The organism is Serratia sp. AXJ-M (assembly GCF_046531865.1).
Classification (GTDB): domain Bacteria; phylum Pseudomonadota; class Gammaproteobacteria; order Enterobacterales; family Enterobacteriaceae; genus Serratia; species Serratia liquefaciens.
Window position 1 is genome coordinate 5,125,217 of record NZ_CP059394.1, and the last position, 17,330, is coordinate 5,142,546.

The window sequence follows — 17,330 nt, forward strand, 5'->3', positions numbered from 1 at the left end:
AAGCAGACGGTAGAAACGAAAAAAGGCGCCGAAGGCGCCTTTTTCATCTGACGATAAGAAATCTTATTTCTTAGCGCCTGGCACGCTGAAACGCTTGTTGAAGCGGTCAACGCGGCCACCGGTAGCAACGTCACGCTGCTTGCCAGTGTAGAACGGGTGGCATTCGCCACAAACGTCCAGGTTCAGATCGTGACCCACGGTAGAGCGGATTTTGATCACGTTACCGCAAGAGCAGTTAGCAGTAACTTCTTCGTATTTTGGGTGGATACCTTGTTTCATGGGAAACCTCAGTTAAGGCCGTGTCGCTATCCAGCCCTGTTTCGCCAGACACCACACGTGGTTGATAATAAAATTTGGTATCGAATTATACCAAAGGCGGCAAATTATACAGAATTAAAAGTACCACGCAATCGGAACCGTACATTTGCCGATGCGCCGTGTAAACTGATGGACTGTTTTTTTACTCTGGATGACCTCAATGCCTGTTGTTCACGTTGCTTTGCCGGTACCCCTCGCCCGCACCTTCGACTATCTGCTGCCGCAAGGCCTGCAGCCTGCGGTCGGCGCGCGCGTAGGCGTTCCCTGGGGCAAGCAGCGGGCGATCGGTATCGTCACCGGCTGCAGCGAAACCAGCGAATTGCCGCTGGATAAGCTCAAACCGATCGACAGCGTGATCGACGACGCCTCCTTATTTTCCTCCAGCCTGTGGCGTATTCTTCGCTGGGCCAGCGACTATTACCATTACCCGATCGGCGAAGTGCTGTTCCACGCGCTTCCCATCCTGCTGCGTCAGGGGAAAGCGGCGGAAACGGCCCCGCTGTGGCAATGGTTCGCGACCGAACAGGGCCGCGCCACGCCGCCGGAAAGCCTGAAGCGCGCCCCCAAACAACAGCAGGCGCTGGCGGCATTGCTGCAACGCCCGGTTTATCGCCACCAGGTCAATGAACTGGCGTTAACCGAGAGCGCTTTGCAGGCCTTGCGCACCAAGGGGCTGGTCGATTTACGGGCCCAGACGGTAGCAACGCAAGACTGGCGGCCCGGCTTTGAAGTGCTGGGCGAACGGTTACGGTTGAACACCGAGCAGGCAACCGCCGTGGGCGCCATCCGCAGCGAAGATACTCAGTTCGCCGCCTGGCTGCTGGCCGGGGTCACCGGCTCCGGCAAAACCGAGGTCTATCTCAGCGTGCTGGAAAACATTCTGGCTGCCGGCAAACAGGCGCTGGTGCTGGTGCCGGAAATCGGCCTGACGCCGCAAACCATCGCCCGCTTTCGCGAACGCTTCAATGCGCCGGTAGAGGTGCTGCACTCCGGTCTTAACGACAGCGAACGGCTGTCGGTGTGGTTGCGCGCCCGCAGCGGCGAAGCGGCGATTGTCATCGGCACCCGCTCGGCGCTGTTTACCCCGTTTGCACGCCTGGGCGTGATCATCATCGACGAAGAGCACGACAGCTCTTATAAACAGCAGGAAGGCTGGCGCTACCACGCACGCGATCTGGCGGTGTTCCGCGCCCGCGAGGAAAACATCCCGATGGTGATGGGCTCCGCGACACCGGCGCTGGAAACGTTGCACAACGTGCAATTGGGCAAATATCGCCAGTTGAAACTCACCCAGCGTGCGGGCAACGCCAAACCGGCGGCTCAGCACCTGATCGATCTGAAAGGCCTGCCGCTGAAGGTAGGGTTGTCGCAGCCGTTGCTGAAAAGCATGCAGCACCATTTGAAGGCCGGTAACCAGGTGATGCTGTTCCTTAACCGTCGTGGCTACGCCCCGGCGTTGCTGTGTCACGAATGCGGCTGGATTGCCGAATGCCAGCGCTGCGATCATTACTACACCTTCCACCAAAACCAACGTCAACTGCGCTGCCACCACTGCGACAGCCAGCGCCCGGTACCGCACCAGTGTCCGCAGTGCGGTTCGACGCATCTGGTGTCGGTGGGCGTCGGCACCGAACAGTTGGAAAACGAACTGGCGCCGCTGTTCCCGGAAACGCCCATCACCCGCATCGATCGCGACACCACCAGCCGCAAGGGCTCGCTGGAACAGCACCTGGCGGATATTCACCGCGGCGGTGCGCGTATTTTGATCGGTACCCAGATGCTGGCAAAAGGGCACCATTTCCCGGATGTCACGCTGGTGGCCTTGCTGGATGTTGACGGTGCGCTGTTCTCGGCCGACTTCCGTTCCGCCGAGCGTTTTGCCCAGTTGTATACCCAGGTTTCCGGTCGTGCCGGCCGGGCAGGTAAAGCCGGCGAAGTGTTGCTGCAAACCCATCATCCGGAACATCCGCTGCTGCAAATTCTGTTGCAACAGGGCTACGACGCCTTTGCCAAACAGACGCTGGCAGAGCGCAACAGCGTATTCCTGCCACCCTATACCAGCCACATCATTGTCCGTTCGGAAGATCACGACAACCAACAGGCTCCGCAATTCCTGCAGCAATTGCGCAATCTGCTGGAAGCCAGCCCGCTGAAGGACGATTCCCTGTGGGTGATGGGGCCGGTTCCCGCGCTACAGTCAAAACGCGGCGGCCGTTTTCGTTGGCAGTTACTGTTGCAGCACCCTTCACGGCAGGTGTTACAACGGCTGATGAAGAGCACCCTGCCGTTAGTCGGTACCCTGCCGCAGGCACGCAAGGTGAAATGGACGCTGGACATCGACCCGATAGACAGCTGAACCCAGAAAAGTCTGATTCAGTTCCTGCCAGGCAAACGTTTACCCTTGAAATTGCGAGCGAACGCTAAAAAACCTCCTCAGGTCACACTTTTTATGCAAATTAGGTAACAAAGGCAGGACATATTCTGTTTAGAATGTCTGTGAAGGCAATTTTGTCACCGCTGCACTACCGTGACCGAATGTTTAAGCGCGGATGGCGCTAAATCATAACAACTCCACCGCACGCCAGAATTTGTGAGCAAACTGAAGTAGTCGCGTTGGCATGGGGCTAACGCAAGGAGAAAGGCGTTGGAACACAAGAAAGAATTATCCATGGCAACCATGAAAGACGTTGCCGAAATGGCGGGCGTTTCAACGGCAACCGTGTCGCGTGCGTTGATGAATCCGGAAAAGGTGTCAACGCCGACGCGTCAGAAAGTGGAACAGGCCGTGCTGGCCGTAGGCTATTCTCCTCATGCCCTCTCCCGTAATATCAAACGCAACGAATCCCGCACCATCCTGGTGATCGTCCCCGACATTTGCGATCCCTTTTTCGCCGATGTGATCCAGGGGATCGAGCAAACCGCGGCACAACAGGGTTATCTGGTGCTGATTGGCGACTGCGCGCAGCAAAACCAACAGGAACGCACCTTCGTCAATTTGATTATCACCAAGCAAATCGATGGCATGCTGCTGCTCGGCTCCAACCTGCCGTTCGACGCCAGCAAGGAAGAACAACGCAATCTGCCGCCGATGGTGATGGCCAACGAGTTTGCCCCGGAGCTGGAACTGCCGACGGTACACATCGATAACCTGACCGCCGCCTTCGAGGCCGTGCATTATTTACATCAGCTCGGACACAAGCAAATCGCCTGTGTCGCCGGGCCTGAACAGATGCCGTTGAGCCATTATCGGCTGCAAGGTTACATTCAGGCGCTACGTCGTAATGGCATTAGCGTCGAAAGCAGCTATATTACCCGAGGTGATTTCACCTACGAAGCTGGCGCGCAGGCGCTGGCGGCGCTAATGGCGCAACCAAAACCACCGACGGCAGTCTTCTGCCATAGCGACGTAATGGCGATTGGCGTGCTGTCGCAGGCGAAAAAAATGGGGCTGCGGGTACCGCAGGACCTCTCCATCGTCGGCTTTGACGACATTAAACTGGCGCAGTATTGCGATCCGCCGTTAACCACGGTGGCTCAACCGCGCTACCAGATTGGCCAGCAGGCAATGCTGTTGCTGTTGGAGCAGTTGCACGGACAGAACGTGGCCAGCGGCTCCCGGCTTTTGGACAGTGAATTGATTATCAGAGGCAGCACGGCTGCCCCTAAACGCTAGTCAAACATTTTAGGGTTCAGTAACATGACGGACTTATCCCCTCATCAGGACACAGCGGAATAATAGTGGCACAAAAAGACTATGTAAGCCGTGGGCGCGCAGCAGGAGCTAAGCGAAAAACCCCCAGCCGTAAAAAACGCAGTTCTCCGAAGGTCTCCAAAACCGTGTTGGCGCTGGCCGTCGCACTTCTGGTGATATTTGTCGGTGGCCTCTATTTCATTACGCACAACAAGCCGGATGACGTGCCGCTGCTGCCTGCGCACACCAATCGTCCGGGCAATGGCCTACCGCCGAAGCCGGAAGAACGTTGGCGTTATATCAAAGAGCTGGAGAATCGCCAGATTGGCGTACAAACCCCGACCGAACCGACGGCCGGCGGCGAAGCCAACTCCAAGACTCAGCTGACCGCCGAGCAGCGCCAACTGCTGGATCAAATGCAGGCGGATATGCAACAGCGCCCGACGCAGCTCAATGAAGTGCCGTATAACGACCCTTCACAAGCCGCTGCGCGTAACAACCGCCAGCAGCAACAGCAGATGCAACAGCAGCCAATCCAGCAGCAACAGGTCCAACAGCAGCCGCAGGTGACTCAGCCGCGTAATCCATTTAACAACGGTGCGACGACACAGCCAGTGCAGCAACAGCCTAAGCCGCAACCCAAACCGCAGCCGGTCACACCGCCGCCTGCGCAGGTTAAGCATCCTGAGCCAAAACCGCAGCCGAAGCCGGAAGTGAAACAGGAAACGGCCAAGCAGGAAACGGAAACCAAGCCAGAATCGAAGCAGAAGTGGATGGTGCAGTGCGGCTCGTTCCGCGCCACCGATCAGGCAGAATCCGTACGTGCGCGCCTGGCGTTTGAAGGCATCGAAAGCCGTATCACCGCCGGCGGAGGCTGGAATCGCGTGGTTCTTGGCCCATACAGCAGCCGGGCTGCTGCGGACAAAACCCTGTCGCGCCTGAAGGGCGTAGGCATGTCAAGTTGCATTCCCCTCTCCGTTGGGGGTTGAAAAGCGTCAATCCCCCCCCATCTATACTCTCAATATGCCTCGTAGTGTCTGCGCAAGCAGATGCTGCGAGGGCTTCTTTCCGTCTTCAACGAGGGTCTGCTCGTGACAACAATTGTAAGCGTACGCCGCAACGGCCAGGTAGTGATCGGTGGCGATGGCCAGGCCACCTTGGGCAATACGGTAATGAAGGGCAACGTCAAGAAAGTACGTCGCCTGTATAACGATAAAGTGATTGCCGGTTTTGCCGGTGGCACCGCGGATGCCTTCACGCTATTTGAGCTGTTCGAGCGCAAGCTGGAAATGCACCAGGGTCACCTGGTGAAAGCAGCCGTTGAATTGGCGAAAGACTGGCGTACCGACCGCATGCTGCGCAAGCTCGAAGCGCTGCTGGCCGTCGCGGATGAAAACTCATCGCTGATCATCACCGGTAACGGTGACGTGATCCAGCCTGAAAACGATTTGATTGCGATTGGCTCCGGCGGTCCGTACGCCCAGGCAGCCGCTCGTGCGATGTTGGAAAATACCGAACTGAGCGCCCGCGAAATTGTTGATAAATCCCTCAACATCGCCGGCGACATCTGTATTTACACCAACCATTTCCACACCATTGAAGAATTGCCTTCCAAAGCGTAAGGATCGAATACTATGTCTGAAATGACCCCGCGCGAGATCGTCAGCGAACTGGACAGCTACATCATTGGCCAGAACAAAGCCAAACGTGCCGTTGCCATCGCCCTGCGTAACCGCTGGCGCCGGATGCAGCTCAACGAGATGCTGCGCCATGAAGTCACACCAAAGAACATTCTGATGATCGGCCCGACCGGCGTCGGTAAAACCGAAATCGCCCGCCGTCTGGCGAAGCTGGCCAACGCGCCGTTCATCAAGGTTGAAGCCACCAAGTTCACCGAAGTGGGCTACGTCGGTAAAGAAGTGGATTCCATCATCCGCGATCTGACCGATGCCGCGATCAAAATGGTGCGCCTGCAGTCAATCGACAAGAACCGCACCCGTGCCGAAGAGCTGGCCGAAGAGCGTATCCTCGATGTGCTGATCCCGCCGGCCAAGAACAACTGGGGCCAGGCGGAAGAGCATCAAGAGCCTTCTGCTGCACGTCAGGCATTCCGCAAGAAACTGCGTGAAGGCCAGTTGGACGATAAAGAAATCGAGATCGATCTGGCTGCCGCGCCGATGGGCGTGGAGATCATGGCTCCTCCGGGCATGGAAGAGATGACCAACCAGCTGCAGTCGATGTTCCAGAACCTCGGCGGCCAAAAGCAGAAACCGCGCAAGCTGAAGATTAAAGAAGCCTTCAAACTGCTGGTGGAAGAAGAAGCGGCCAAACTGGTGAACCCGGAAGAGCTGAAAGAACAGGCGATTGAAGCGGTTGAACAGCACGGCATCGTGTTTATCGACGAGATCGACAAAATCTGTAAGCGCGGTGGCCAGAGCTCCGGCCCGGACGTGTCACGTGAAGGCGTTCAGCGCGATCTGCTGCCGCTGGTGGAAGGCTGTACCGTCTCCACCAAGCACGGCATGGTGAAAACCGATCACATTCTGTTTATCGCCTCCGGCGCATTCCAGACCGCCAGCCCGTCAGATTTGATCCCGGAACTGCAGGGCCGCCTGCCGATCCGCGTTGAATTGCAGGCGCTGACCACCGAAGATTTCGAGCGCATCCTGACCGAGCCAAGCGCGTCGCTGACCGAGCAGTACAAAGCGCTGATGGGTACCGAAGGCGTCAATATCGACTTCACCGCCGATGGCATCCGCCGCATCGCAGAAGCCGCATGGCAGGTTAACGAAAGCACCGAAAACATCGGCGCGCGTCGTTTGCACACCGTGCTTGAGCGTCTGATGGAAGATATTTCCTATGATGCGAGTGAAATTAATGGTCAATCCATTACAATTGATGCGGATTACGTACGTAATCATCTGGATGAACTGGTAGCGGATGAAGATTTGAGTCGTTTTATCCTATAATCGCTCAATCATGTCCAGTCAGTCATCTGTGGGAGGCATTGCCTCCCACAATTATTTCTAACGGACACAGCCACTAACTCTGAAGCGAAAAATGAGCTCATCAACTACCACCTCCCCGGCCAGAGCCTGGCTTGAAAGTTTACGACCGCGCACCCTGCCGCTGGCCTTTGCCTCGATCGTCGTCGGTTCCGCCATTGCCGCCTGGCAAGGCAGCCTGAAACCCGGCGTGGCGCTGCTGGCACTCCTGACTGCTGGCCTGCTGCAAATCCTCTCCAACCTGGCGAACGACTATGGCGATGCGGTAAAAGGCAGCGATAAAGAAGATCGCATCGGGCCGTTGCGCGGCATGCAGAAAGGCATGATCACCCAGGCACAAATGAAGCGCGCGCTGGTGGTGACGGTAGTGTTGATCGCGATTGCCGGCTGTTCATTGATCGCCGTGGCCTGCGAACAACCCAGCGACGTGGTGGGCTTCCTGGTGCTGGGCGGGCTGTCTATCGTCGCCGCCATTACCTATACCGTCGGCACCAAACCCTATGGCTATCTGGGGCTGGGTGACATTTCGGTGCTGGTGTTCTTTGGCTGGCTGAGCGTGGCAGGCACCTACTACCTGCAAACCCATGCGTTCGACAGTATCGTGATGTTGCCGGCCACGGCCTGCGGCCTGCTGGCCACCGCGGTGCTGAACATCAATAATTTGCGCGATATCGAAAGCGACCGCGCCAACGGCAAAAATACGCTGGCGGTACGCCTTGGGCCACAGAATGCACGCTATTACCACGTGGCGCTGCTGATCGGCGCAGTAGCCTGCTTCGCGCTGTTCACGCTGCTTAACCTGCATAGCCCGTGGGGCTGGCTGTTTGTCCTGGCTATCCCGTTACTGGTGCGCCACGGCCTGCGCGTGTTACGCGATCCAACGCCGGCAGGCATGCGCCCGATGCTGGAACATATGGTCAAAGCGGCGCTGTTGGCCAATGTGTTGTTCGCGATTGGCGTGGTGCTCAGTTAGCCATCGAACTGATGATTTTGCCAACAGGGCGGATAAAGGGATATACTGGTTATTCCAGCGGCAAACAGACGTAAAATCCTATGAAATACGATACTTCCGAACTTTGCGACATCTATCATGAAGAGGTAAACGTTGTTGAACCTCTATTCTCCAATTTTGGCGGGCGTACTTCATTTGGCGGGCAAATCACTACGGTGAAATGCTTTGAGGATAACGGCCTGTTATTCGAGCTGCTTGAAGAAAACGGTCGCGGCCGTGTTCTGGTGATTGATGGCGGTGGTTCGGTTCGCCGTGCCCTGATCAACGCAGAACTGGCGCGCCTGGCTACCCAGAACGAATGGGAAGGCATCGTGGTTTACGGTGCGGTACGCCAGGTGGACGATCTGGAAGAACTGGACATCGGCATTCAGGCGATGGCGGCCATTCCGGTCGGCGCAGCCAGTGAAAGCATCGGCGAAAGCGACATCCGCGTAAACTTTGGCGGCGTGACCTTCTTCTCCGGCGATCATCTGTATGCCGACAACACCGGTATTATTCTGTCCGAAGACCCGCTCGATATCGAGTAATCTTCCGACATGAAAAAGGGCGCCTCAGGCGCCCTTTTCGATCGTGCAATACGGAATCAGACTTCTTCCATTTTGCCCAACAGCGCGCGCAGGCGGTCTTGCCATACGTGCTGCTCTTCTTTCAGTTGCTGGTTCTCGCGTACCAGCGATTCCTGGTTGCCGGAGGCAGCCTGAACTTCCTGAGACAGAGTATTGTTTTTTTCTTTCAGCTCTTCAATTTCCATCTGCAGCAGGGTGATGGTATCGATCGCCTGCTGAACTTTTGATTCCAATTTCTCAAATACTTCAAATGACATTCTTCAGTCCCCTCATGATAGCAAGGCGTACATCTATAGGTAACGGCCGCAACTCAGGTTGCAACTGCTGCGAATATGCATCGCGCCAAGTGACACACGCTTTTATTGAAAATAACGCGCCTGTCTCGATAAAACGCTTCTTTCGATAAAAACGATTGTAAGTAGCCTGTCCCCGGCTGTCTAGCAACATCCGGCTCATCGCGCAGTCTGTTGCAATTTTCCTGCCCCCACCATCAGCAAAAACCGAAAATGCCTCTCGGTCATAAATTGATTTGTTAACAGTCGGGGATAAAAGCACTGGTCAGATCACAGTTTTATGGAGCAGAAAGAACACAAAACGACGCGAATTCGCTCAATTTTATGACGAAGCACACACATTTTGATTTCGCTATTTCTCGTTTATGTTCGTTAACGATAAATTTACATCACGTCCTCAATTAATAATTGGACGAGATGAAAAAAACTGTACCCCTAGGACGGATCGATACACCTTCCGAGCCTATAAACCTATAACCGCCGTTTTGCAGGACAACAACATTATGAGCCAAACCACCAGTCCGACCCTAAAAGGCCAGTGCATCGCTGAGTTCCTCGGCACCGGTCTGTTGATCTTTTTTGGCGTAGGCTGCGTTGCCGCGCTGAAACTGGCAGGCGCCAGCTTCGGCCAATGGGAAATCAGTATCATTTGGGGCCTGGGCGTCGCCATGGCCATCTATCTGACCGCTGCCATCTCCGGCGCGCACCTCAACCCGGCCGTGACCATTGCGCTGTGGTTGTTCGCCTGCTTTGACGGACGCAAAGTACTGCCTTACATTGTCGCGCAGATCGCCGGAGCCTTCTGTGCAGCAGCCCTGGTCTACGGGTTGTACTACAACCTGTTCTTCGATTTCGAAGCGGCCAATCATATGGTACGCGGCAGCGACGAAAGCCTGGCCCTGGCCGGCATCTTCTCTACCTACCCGAATGCGCACATTTCCGTTGGCCAGGCGTTCCTGGTTGAAACGGTCATTACCGCAATCCTGATGTGCCTGATCCTGGCACTGACCGATGACGGCAACGGCATCCCGCGCGGCCCGCTGGCCCCGCTGTTGATCGGTATTCTGATTGCCGTGATCGGCGCCTCTATGGGACCATTAACCGGCTTTGCGCTGAACCCGGCGCGTGACTTCGGCCCGAAAATGTTCGCTTATCTGGCCGGCTGGGGCAAAGTGGCCTTCACCGGTGCACGTGATATTCCGTACTTCCTGGTGCCAATCTTTGGTCCAATCATCGGTGCCTGCCTGGGTGCCTTCGGCTACCGCATGCTCATTGGCCGCAATCTGCCGTGTGACGTTTGTGTAGACGAAGAGCAACCCGCCGCCAAGGCCCAGCAGCGTAAAGCGTGATTGGCACAGTTTTAAAACGGTTAACAACAGCAGGACTAAGATCATGACTGTAGAAAAAAAATACATTGTCGCTCTCGACCAGGGTACCACCAGTTCACGTGCCGTAGTGCTCGACCACGATGCCAACATTGTTGCGGTATCCCAGCGCGAGTTCACGCAGATTTACCCAAAAGCCGGCTGGGTTGAGCATGATCCTATGGAGATCTGGTCATCACAGAGCTCCACGCTGGTGGAAGTGCTGGCGAAAGCCGATATCAATTCCGATCAGATCGCCGGTATCGGCATCACCAACCAGCGTGAAACCACCATCGTCTGGGAAAAAGAGACCGGCAAACCGATTTACAACGCCATCGTCTGGCAATGCCGCCGCACCGCCGACATCTGCGAAAAGCTCAAGCGTGACGGCCTGGAAGAGTACATCCGTCACAATACCGGCCTAGTGGTTGACCCGTACTTCTCCGGCACCAAGGTAAAATGGATCCTCGACAACGTTGAAGGCGCCCGCGAACGCGCCAAACGCGGCGAGCTGCTGTTCGGTACCGTCGATACCTGGCTGGTGTGGAAAATGACCCAAGGGCGGGTGCATGTGACCGATTACACCAACGCCTCACGTACCATGATGTTCAACATCCATGAGCTGGATTGGGATGACCGCATGCTGGAAGCGCTGGATATCCCACGCGCCATGCTGCCTAAAGTCCGTCCTTCTTCTGAAGTGTATGGCCAGACCAACATCGGTGGTAAAGGCGGTACGCGTATTCCTATCGCCGGTATCGCCGGTGACCAGCAGGCGGCGCTGTACGGCCAACTGTGTGTTCAACCGGGCATGGCGAAAAACACCTACGGTACCGGCTGCTTCCTGCTGATGAACACCGGTAAAGAAGCGGTACGCTCAAGCCACGGCCTGTTGACCACCATCGCCTGCGGCCCACGCGGCGAAGTGAATTACGCACTGGAAGGTGCTGTGTTCATCGGCGGTGCTTCTATCCAGTGGTTGCGCGACGAACTGAAACTGATCAGCGATGCGGCCGACTCCGAGTACTTCGCCACCAAGGTGAAAGACAGCAATGGCGTGTATGTGGTCCCGGCCTTCACCGGCCTGGGCGCTCCTTACTGGGACCCGTATGCCCGTGGCGCGATCTTCGGCCTGACCCGCGGCGCGAACAGCAACCACATCATCCGTGCAACGCTGGAATCCATTGCGTATCAGACGCGCGACGTGCTGGATGCCATGCAGGCAGACTCCAATACCCGTCTGCAATCGCTGCGTGTGGACGGTGGCGCGGTCGCCAACAACTTCCTGATGCAGTTCCAGTCAGACATCCTCGGTACCCGTGTCGAGCGCCCTGAAGTGCGTGAATCGACTGCGCTGGGTGCCGCATTCCTGGCAGGCCTGGCTATCGGCTACTGGAATGACCTGGATGAAGTGAAGAGCAAGGCGGTTATCGAACGCGAGTTCCGTCCAAGCATTGAAACCACCGAGCGTAACTTCCGTTATAGCGGCTGGAAAAAAGCGGTTGCCCGCGCACAAGCGTGGGAAGAGCACGACTAACGCTGTTTTGCTTTGTTACCCTGATCACGCGCTGCCTTCGGGCGGCGCGTTTTTTTTGCCCCGCCCTCGCCGTCGCCCGCTGTGATAAACTTTGCCGATATTTTCTTCCTTTCTCACAGACAGGTTTTGCCATGAAACGTGAATTAGCCATCGAATTTTCCCGTGTTACCGAAGCCGCCGCGCTGGCGGGCTACAAATGGCTGGGACGCGGCGACAAGAATGCCGCCGACGGCGCCGCGGTCAACGCAATGCGCATTATGCTCAACAAAGTGGATATCGATGGCCGCATCGTGATCGGTGAAGGCGAGATTGATGAAGCACCGATGCTGTATATCGGCGAGCAGGTCGGCAGCGGTCAGGGCGATGCGGTAGATATCGCGGTCGACCCGATTGAAGGTACCCGCATGACCGCCATGGGCCAGCCCAATGCATTGGCGGTGCTGGCGGTCGGCGATCGCGGCACCTTCCTGCACGCGCCGGACATGTATATGGAAAAACTGGTGGTTGGCCCGGCGGCACGCGGCGCTATCGATCTTAACCTGCCGCTGGCGGAAAATCTGAATAAGGTGGCGGCCTGCCTGGGCAAACCGCTGACTCAACTGACCGTGGTCATTCTGGCCAAGCCGCGTCACGACGGCGTTATCGCCCAGATGCAACAACTCGGGGTTCGCGTATTTGCCATTCCTGACGGTGACGTAGCGGCTTCTATTCTGACCTGTATGCCGGACAGCGAAGTCGACGTGATGTACGGCATCGGCGGCGCGCCTGAAGGGGTGATTTCTGCCGCGGTGATCCGCGCATTAGATGGCGATATGCAGGCTCGCCTGCTGCCACGCCATCAGGTGAAAGGCGACAGCGCCGAAAATCGCCGTATTGGCGAAGAAGAGTTGGCACGCTGCAAAGCGATGGGCATCGAAGCCGGCAAAGTGCTGGTGTTGGATGACATGGCGCGCAACGACAACGTTATTTTCTCCGCAACCGGCATCACCAAGGGCGATCTGTTGGAAGGCATCAGCCGCCAGGGAAATATGGCCACCACGGAAACCCTGCTGATCCGCGGTAAATCACGCACTATCCGCCGCATTCGTTCGACCCATTATCTGGATCGCAAAGACCCGGCGCTGCACGAGTTCCTGCTGTAATGAAACAGGGCGCCGATTGGCGCCCTCAGACTGCTGACAAAGCCCGTTATTAGGGAGAGCGTGCCGATGGGGTCGTAGCGGCTTGCCCGCCGACCCATTTGCCGGGAGCAAATGGGAACGACTTCCAGTCGGCCCGTAGGGTGGGACACAAGGATGTGTCCCATAATGGCCCCTCGGTGCGCTAGGCCCGAGTATCTCGGGTCCACAGACCACTTTGTCATCAAACTCCCTACACGCTTTATGCGGTATGGCCCTGATGCTGCATTCGATTCGACAGCGGCCACCAGCACAGCAATATCAGCAGCGCCATGGCAAACATCAGCAGACCGAGGCTGAACTGCCCGGTTTGCGGCAGCATGGCGGAAAGCCAGGTCGCCAGGCCAGACCCCATATTCTGCATACCACCGACCAATGCCCCCGCCGCGCCGGCCAGATAGGGGAACGGCTCCATCGCACCGGTGGTGGCCAACGGGAACATCATCCCCGCGCCGAAGAAGAACAGCGCAGCCGGCACAATCAGCGTCCAGATGTTCATCACCCCAAACCAGCCCGGGATCCACATCATCAGACCCGCCAACAGGCAGCTGATAACCGAATGCCACACCAGAGTATGGAAGGTTTTACCGTCGCGACCAGCATACCAGGCGCCAAAGAACGCCGCCGGGATCGGCAGAATAAACAGCAGACTGACGGTCAGGCCACTCAGACCCAGCACGCCACCCATCAACACGCCACAGCTGGCTTCAAATACGGCGATCCCCGCCAGCGCACCAATCAGCATGACCAGATAACAACTGAACGTGCCGTCAGCCAGCAGCTTGCGGAAACTTGCCAGCATACGCCGCTTTTCGGTTTGCTGCGGCCGGGTTTCCGGCAGCCAGCGGAACATGGAGAAGGCTACACCGGCGCACAATACCAACAGGAAGGCATAACAGGCGCGCCAACCAAAGACCATCGCCAAAGCCCCGCCGATGATCGGCGCCAGCAGCGGACTCACCAGGATGCCCATGTTAAGCAGGCTATTGGCATACCGCAGCGAAGTGCCGGCATACAGGTCACGCGGCATGGTACGCGCCATCACCCCCGCCACGCCGGTGCCCATACCCTGAATGGCGCTGGCAGCAACCAGCATCGTCAGGCTGTTGGACAACAGCGCGCCCAGGGCCCCCATCAGGAAGATCATCATCCCGGCCAGGATCACCGGACGGCGGCCTATGCGGTCCGACAACGGGCCGTAAATCAGCTGCGAGAACCCGTAGGTCATCAGATACGCCGCCATCACGCGCTGCACTGCGCCGGAGCGCACCGACAGATCCTTGGCGATATCAGCAATAACAGGAACATAAATGGTTTGTGCCATCTGACCGACGGCCACCAACAGGATAAGCATCACCAGCAGGTGAAAGTTTTCTATTTTTCTCATTATCTTCGTTAACGTTTTAACTCGTCACAGCGTCCCGGTATGGCCCCACTTTCAGCCAGAACGGCGAGCAGCCCTCTATGGCGGCATAAGCTAACAAATCTGATTTTTTTAGCGAGTTTCAGACAGATATTGATCTGCGTCACAGTGGCAGCAAAGGCAACCAGCCTCGTAAATTAAACTGTACGTCTACCGCTTAAGGGTTAAAAAGGGTAAATTTTCAGTAGTTTAGCTTTAGCATTTAATCGATAATTATTTTCATCATCTTGAAATAAAATAACACCATAGGGATTTGGATTATGAAGACACCAGAGTTGATTTTATTGCAGTTAAAAACCCTGGGGCCACACTCCGCCAAAATGCTGGCCGAGCATCTGGATATCACCCCCATGGGCATTCGTCAGCATCTGCAATCCCTGGAAAAACGTGAGCTGGTTTGTTACGAGGAAGCTCGCACCAAAGTGGGCCGTCCGACGCGCTACTGGTCGCTAACCCATGAGGGACACAGCCGGTTCGCCGATGGTCACGATACTTTGGCGACGACGTTGTTGGATTCCGCCCATCAGCTGTTTGGCACTGAAGCGGTTGAACAGTTACTCAGTGCGCGCGAAGAAAAACTTTATCAGCGCTATGCCGAAGAGCTGTCGGAAGAGACTTGTCATCAGGCGAAACTCGCCCGGTTAGTGCGTCTGCGGCAACACGATGGCTATATGGCCGAACTGCTTGAGCATCCGGAGGGCACATTGCTGGTGGAAAACCACTGCCCCATCGGCGTAGCGGCCACCGCCTGCAGCAGCCTGTGCAACTCGGAGCTGCAGCTGTTTCACCGCCTGTTTGGCCACGGCTATCGTATAGAGCGTACTGCGCATGCTATTTCCGGCTCACGACATTGCGCTTATTTGATTCGACCATTGGAGCTTTAGAGTATGGCTGATTGGGTTAATGGCAAGGTTACGCAAGTCAAACAATGGACCGACGGGCTGTTCAGCATTATCGTCGACGCCCCCATAGATCCCTTTATTGCCGGGCAGTTTGCCAAGCTGGCGCTGGAAGTTGACGGCGAACGCGTGCAGCGCGCCTATTCTTACGTCAACGCCCCCAGCGATCCGAATCTGGAGTTTTACCTGGTTACCGTGCCGGAAGGCAAACTGAGCCCACGGCTCAATCAGCTACGGCCGGGTTCGGACGTGATGGTGACCAAAGAGGCCGCCGGATTTTTCGTGCTGGACGAGGTGCCGGAATGCGACACCCTGTGGATGTTGGCCACCGGTACCGCCATCGGCCCTTACCTGTCGATTCTGCAGGAAGGCAAAGGCCTGGAGCGCTTCAAAAACCTGGTGCTGGTGCATGCCGCACGCTTTGCGCGCGATCTCAGCTACCTGCCGCTGATGCAGCAGTTGCAACAGCGTTACAATGGCAAACTGCGCATTCAAACCATCGTCAGCCGTGAAGAAGTCCCCGGCTCGCTGACGGGACGCGTACCCGCGCTGATTGAGGATGGCCGGCTGGAAGCGGCGGTAGGCTTGACCCTCGATGCCGAAACTGACCACGTCATGCTGTGCGGTAACCCGCAAATGGTGCGCGATACCCAGCAAACGCTGAAAGATCAGCGCCAGATGCGCAAGCACCTGCGCCGCAAACCGGGCCATATCACCAGCGAACACTATTGGTAATTGATAGCCTCTGGTTTTAATCCGCGCCGAACTTGACGGGTTTGGCCGGCGGACCAAAACGATTATCCTCGGGCGTGCCGACAAACGCGCCCAAATCGATCATCATCATCACAATGATCAGCGTCGGGATAAAACGCCCCACGCCCCACTGCCAAACCGGCGCCAGCATTTGCCAGTTACCCGCCGCCAGCAGCCAAGCCACAATCAGTAACAACGCCCACCAACCGGCTTTATTGCGGTCATGCAAACGCTTCACCAGCACCGCCGCCGTTGGCCACAGCAGCCCAACGATAAAAAAGGCGATGGTTTGGATATCCACCAGCTTATTGCTGGCGAGTGAAAAAGCCACCGCCATCAGCACTACCCACAGCACCATCCAAATCCAGAAATCACGCCGCCCAATTCGGCCCTTAAACGAAAAACACCACTGTTGTATTGTCATTGAATCCTGCGTTGTTTGCCTGCCCATATTCTGCCGTGCAGTGTAACATAGGCGCTGCCGGGCGAAGATTTCTGCCCTGCATTACGCGGAGTAACGCACAGCTTTCTTGTCAGTGAGCGATAATGGCGCGGGATCTTTGACACCCCCCTCTGTTCTCGCTTTAATCGGAGCCATCTTTGTCATTGATGCCGTGTATACCATGCTGAGAAAAACCATCGCCATTGCCTGCCTGTTGCTGGGCATCGGCAGCGCCTGGGCCGATCCGCCGGATGCCCCCGCCAACGCTTCGCCTACCGCGCCCTACCTGCTGGCCGGAGCGCCAACGTTTGATCTGACGGTGGTGAAGTTCCGCGAGAAATACAATCGCGATAACCCGACGCTACCGATCGGCGAATTCCGCGCTATTGCCACCACCGAAGACGATACGCCGCTGTTGACGCGCGCTGCCAGCAAGCTAAATGAAAATCTCTATGCCTCAACCGCGCTGGAAAAAGGCACCGGAAAAATCAAAACGCTGCAAATTACCCACCTGCCGCTACAGCAGAGCAACGAAGAAAAAGCCGCTCGCACCATTGCCATCAGCTATATGGCCGCGTTGATGCGCCAGTTTGAACCGACGCTGACGGTGGAAAAAAGCCTGAGTAAAGTGGCCAACCTGCTGGAAAAAGGCAAAGGCCAGCGCTTTTACCAACAGCAGGTCGGCGCGATCCGCTATGTAGTGGCAGACAACGGCGATAAAGGAGTAACTTTCGCTGTTGAACCGGTTAAGCTGACGTTATCCGAGCCGTAACGGCAGGCTATTTAATGACAAAAAGCAAAGCCTTCGCGCTTAATCATCTCTATACTGTTGGGCAGGTAAACTGCCGG

The 17,330-nt window shown here is 56.5% G+C and carries 17 protein-coding genes; 13 read left to right on the forward strand and 4 right to left on the reverse strand.

What is annotated here, in order from left to right; genetic code table 11:
* Window positions 1–63: 63 nt before the first annotated feature.
* Window positions 64–279, reverse strand: coding sequence for a 50S ribosomal protein L31 (gene rpmE, locus H0S68_RS23850; RefSeq protein WP_012147462.1), 216 nt, complete (start codon window positions 277–279; stop codon window positions 64–66).
* A 199-nt stretch (window positions 280–478) separates the two neighbouring features.
* Between rpmE and priA the strand changes: the two genes are divergently transcribed.
* The 7 genes from priA to rraA all read left to right on the forward strand — a co-directional run bounded on the left by priA (window position 479) and on the right by rraA (window position 8,553).
* Complete coding sequence (gene priA / locus H0S68_RS23855; protein ID WP_020837534.1) at window positions 479–2,674, forward strand: primosomal protein N'; 2,196 nt, start codon at window positions 479–481, stop codon at window positions 2,672–2,674.
* 288 nt (window positions 2,675–2,962) lie between these two features.
* A complete protein-coding gene (gene cytR / locus H0S68_RS23860; protein WP_020837535.1) occupies window positions 2,963–3,991 on the forward strand; it encodes a DNA-binding transcriptional regulator CytR in 1,029 nt (342 codons plus the stop codon).
* Window positions 3,992–4,056: 65 nt separating this feature from the next.
* A complete protein-coding gene (gene ftsN / locus H0S68_RS23865) occupies window positions 4,057–4,998 on the forward strand; it encodes a cell division protein FtsN (RefSeq protein WP_020837536.1) in 942 nt (313 codons plus the stop codon).
* Between the two features lie 102 nt (window positions 4,999–5,100).
* Window positions 5,101–5,631 carry an ATP-dependent protease subunit HslV gene (gene hslV, locus H0S68_RS23870; RefSeq protein ID WP_012147466.1) on the forward strand — a complete coding sequence of 177 codons (531 nt, stop codon included), beginning with the start codon at window positions 5,101–5,103 and terminating at the stop codon, window positions 5,629–5,631.
* A gap of 12 nt (window positions 5,632–5,643) precedes the next feature.
* On the forward strand, window positions 5,644–6,978 hold the full coding sequence (gene hslU / locus H0S68_RS23875; protein WP_020837542.1) for an HslU--HslV peptidase ATPase subunit: 1,335 nt from the start codon (window positions 5,644–5,646) through the stop codon (window positions 6,976–6,978).
* A 91-nt stretch (window positions 6,979–7,069) separates the two neighbouring features.
* Entirely contained in the window at window positions 7,070–7,987 is a 918-nt protein-coding gene (locus H0S68_RS23880) for a 1,4-dihydroxy-2-naphthoate polyprenyltransferase (protein WP_020837544.1), read from the forward strand.
* Between the two features lie 80 nt (window positions 7,988–8,067).
* Window positions 8,068–8,553, forward strand: a complete 486-nt coding sequence (gene rraA, locus H0S68_RS23885; RefSeq protein ID WP_020837546.1) for a ribonuclease E activity regulator RraA — start codon at window positions 8,068–8,070, stop codon at window positions 8,551–8,553.
* A gap of 56 nt (window positions 8,554–8,609) precedes the next feature.
* On the opposite strand, the gene zapB is transcribed toward rraA, so the two are convergent.
* Window positions 8,610–8,849 carry a septal ring assembly protein ZapB gene (zapB, locus tag H0S68_RS23890; protein ID WP_020837547.1) on the reverse strand — a complete coding sequence of 80 codons (240 nt, stop codon included), beginning with the start codon at window positions 8,847–8,849 and terminating at the stop codon, window positions 8,610–8,612.
* A gap of 539 nt (window positions 8,850–9,388) precedes the next feature.
* On the opposite strand from zapB, the gene H0S68_RS23895 reads away from it, so the two are divergent.
* From H0S68_RS23895 to glpX, 3 genes are all read left to right on the forward strand, one after another.
* Entirely contained in the window at window positions 9,389–10,234 is an 846-nt protein-coding gene (locus H0S68_RS23895) for an MIP/aquaporin family protein (RefSeq protein ID WP_020837548.1), read from the forward strand.
* A gap of 43 nt (window positions 10,235–10,277) precedes the next feature.
* Window positions 10,278–11,786: a glycerol kinase GlpK gene (gene glpK / locus H0S68_RS23900; protein ID WP_020837549.1), complete on the forward strand. Its 1,509-nt coding sequence runs from the start codon at window positions 10,278–10,280 to the stop codon at window positions 11,784–11,786.
* Window positions 11,787–11,917: 131 nt separating this feature from the next.
* Window positions 11,918–12,928: a class II fructose-bisphosphatase gene (glpX, locus tag H0S68_RS23905; RefSeq protein ID WP_020837550.1), complete on the forward strand. Its 1,011-nt coding sequence runs from the start codon at window positions 11,918–11,920 to the stop codon at window positions 12,926–12,928.
* A 238-nt stretch (window positions 12,929–13,166) separates the two neighbouring features.
* Here glpX and emrD read toward each other — a convergent pair whose 3' ends face one another.
* On the reverse strand, window positions 13,167–14,351 hold the full coding sequence (emrD, locus tag H0S68_RS23910) for a multidrug efflux MFS transporter EmrD (RefSeq protein ID WP_128865472.1): 1,185 nt from the start codon (window positions 14,349–14,351) through the stop codon (window positions 13,167–13,169).
* 296 nt (window positions 14,352–14,647) lie between these two features.
* Here emrD and H0S68_RS23915 point away from each other — a divergent pair, with 296 nt between their 5' ends.
* Together H0S68_RS23915 and fpr are read left to right on the forward strand one after the other, a co-directional pair.
* Entirely contained in the window at window positions 14,648–15,271 is a 624-nt protein-coding gene (locus H0S68_RS23915; protein ID WP_128865471.1) for a helix-turn-helix transcriptional regulator, read from the forward strand.
* 3 nt (window positions 15,272–15,274) lie between these two features.
* Complete coding sequence (gene fpr / locus H0S68_RS23920; protein ID WP_020837557.1) at window positions 15,275–16,021, forward strand: ferredoxin--NADP(+) reductase; 747 nt, start codon at window positions 15,275–15,277, stop codon at window positions 16,019–16,021.
* Window positions 16,022–16,037: 16 nt separating this feature from the next.
* Here the strand turns inward: fpr and H0S68_RS23925 are convergent, their stop codons facing one another.
* On the reverse strand, window positions 16,038–16,463 hold the full coding sequence (locus H0S68_RS23925) for a DUF805 domain-containing protein (protein WP_041415101.1): 426 nt from the start codon (window positions 16,461–16,463) through the stop codon (window positions 16,038–16,040).
* Between the two features lie 199 nt (window positions 16,464–16,662).
* Here H0S68_RS23925 and H0S68_RS23930 point away from each other — a divergent pair, with 199 nt between their 5' ends.
* Complete coding sequence (locus H0S68_RS23930; RefSeq protein WP_130016870.1) at window positions 16,663–17,253, forward strand: DUF1454 family protein; 591 nt, start codon at window positions 16,663–16,665, stop codon at window positions 17,251–17,253.
* Window positions 17,254–17,330: the final 77 nt, after the last annotated feature.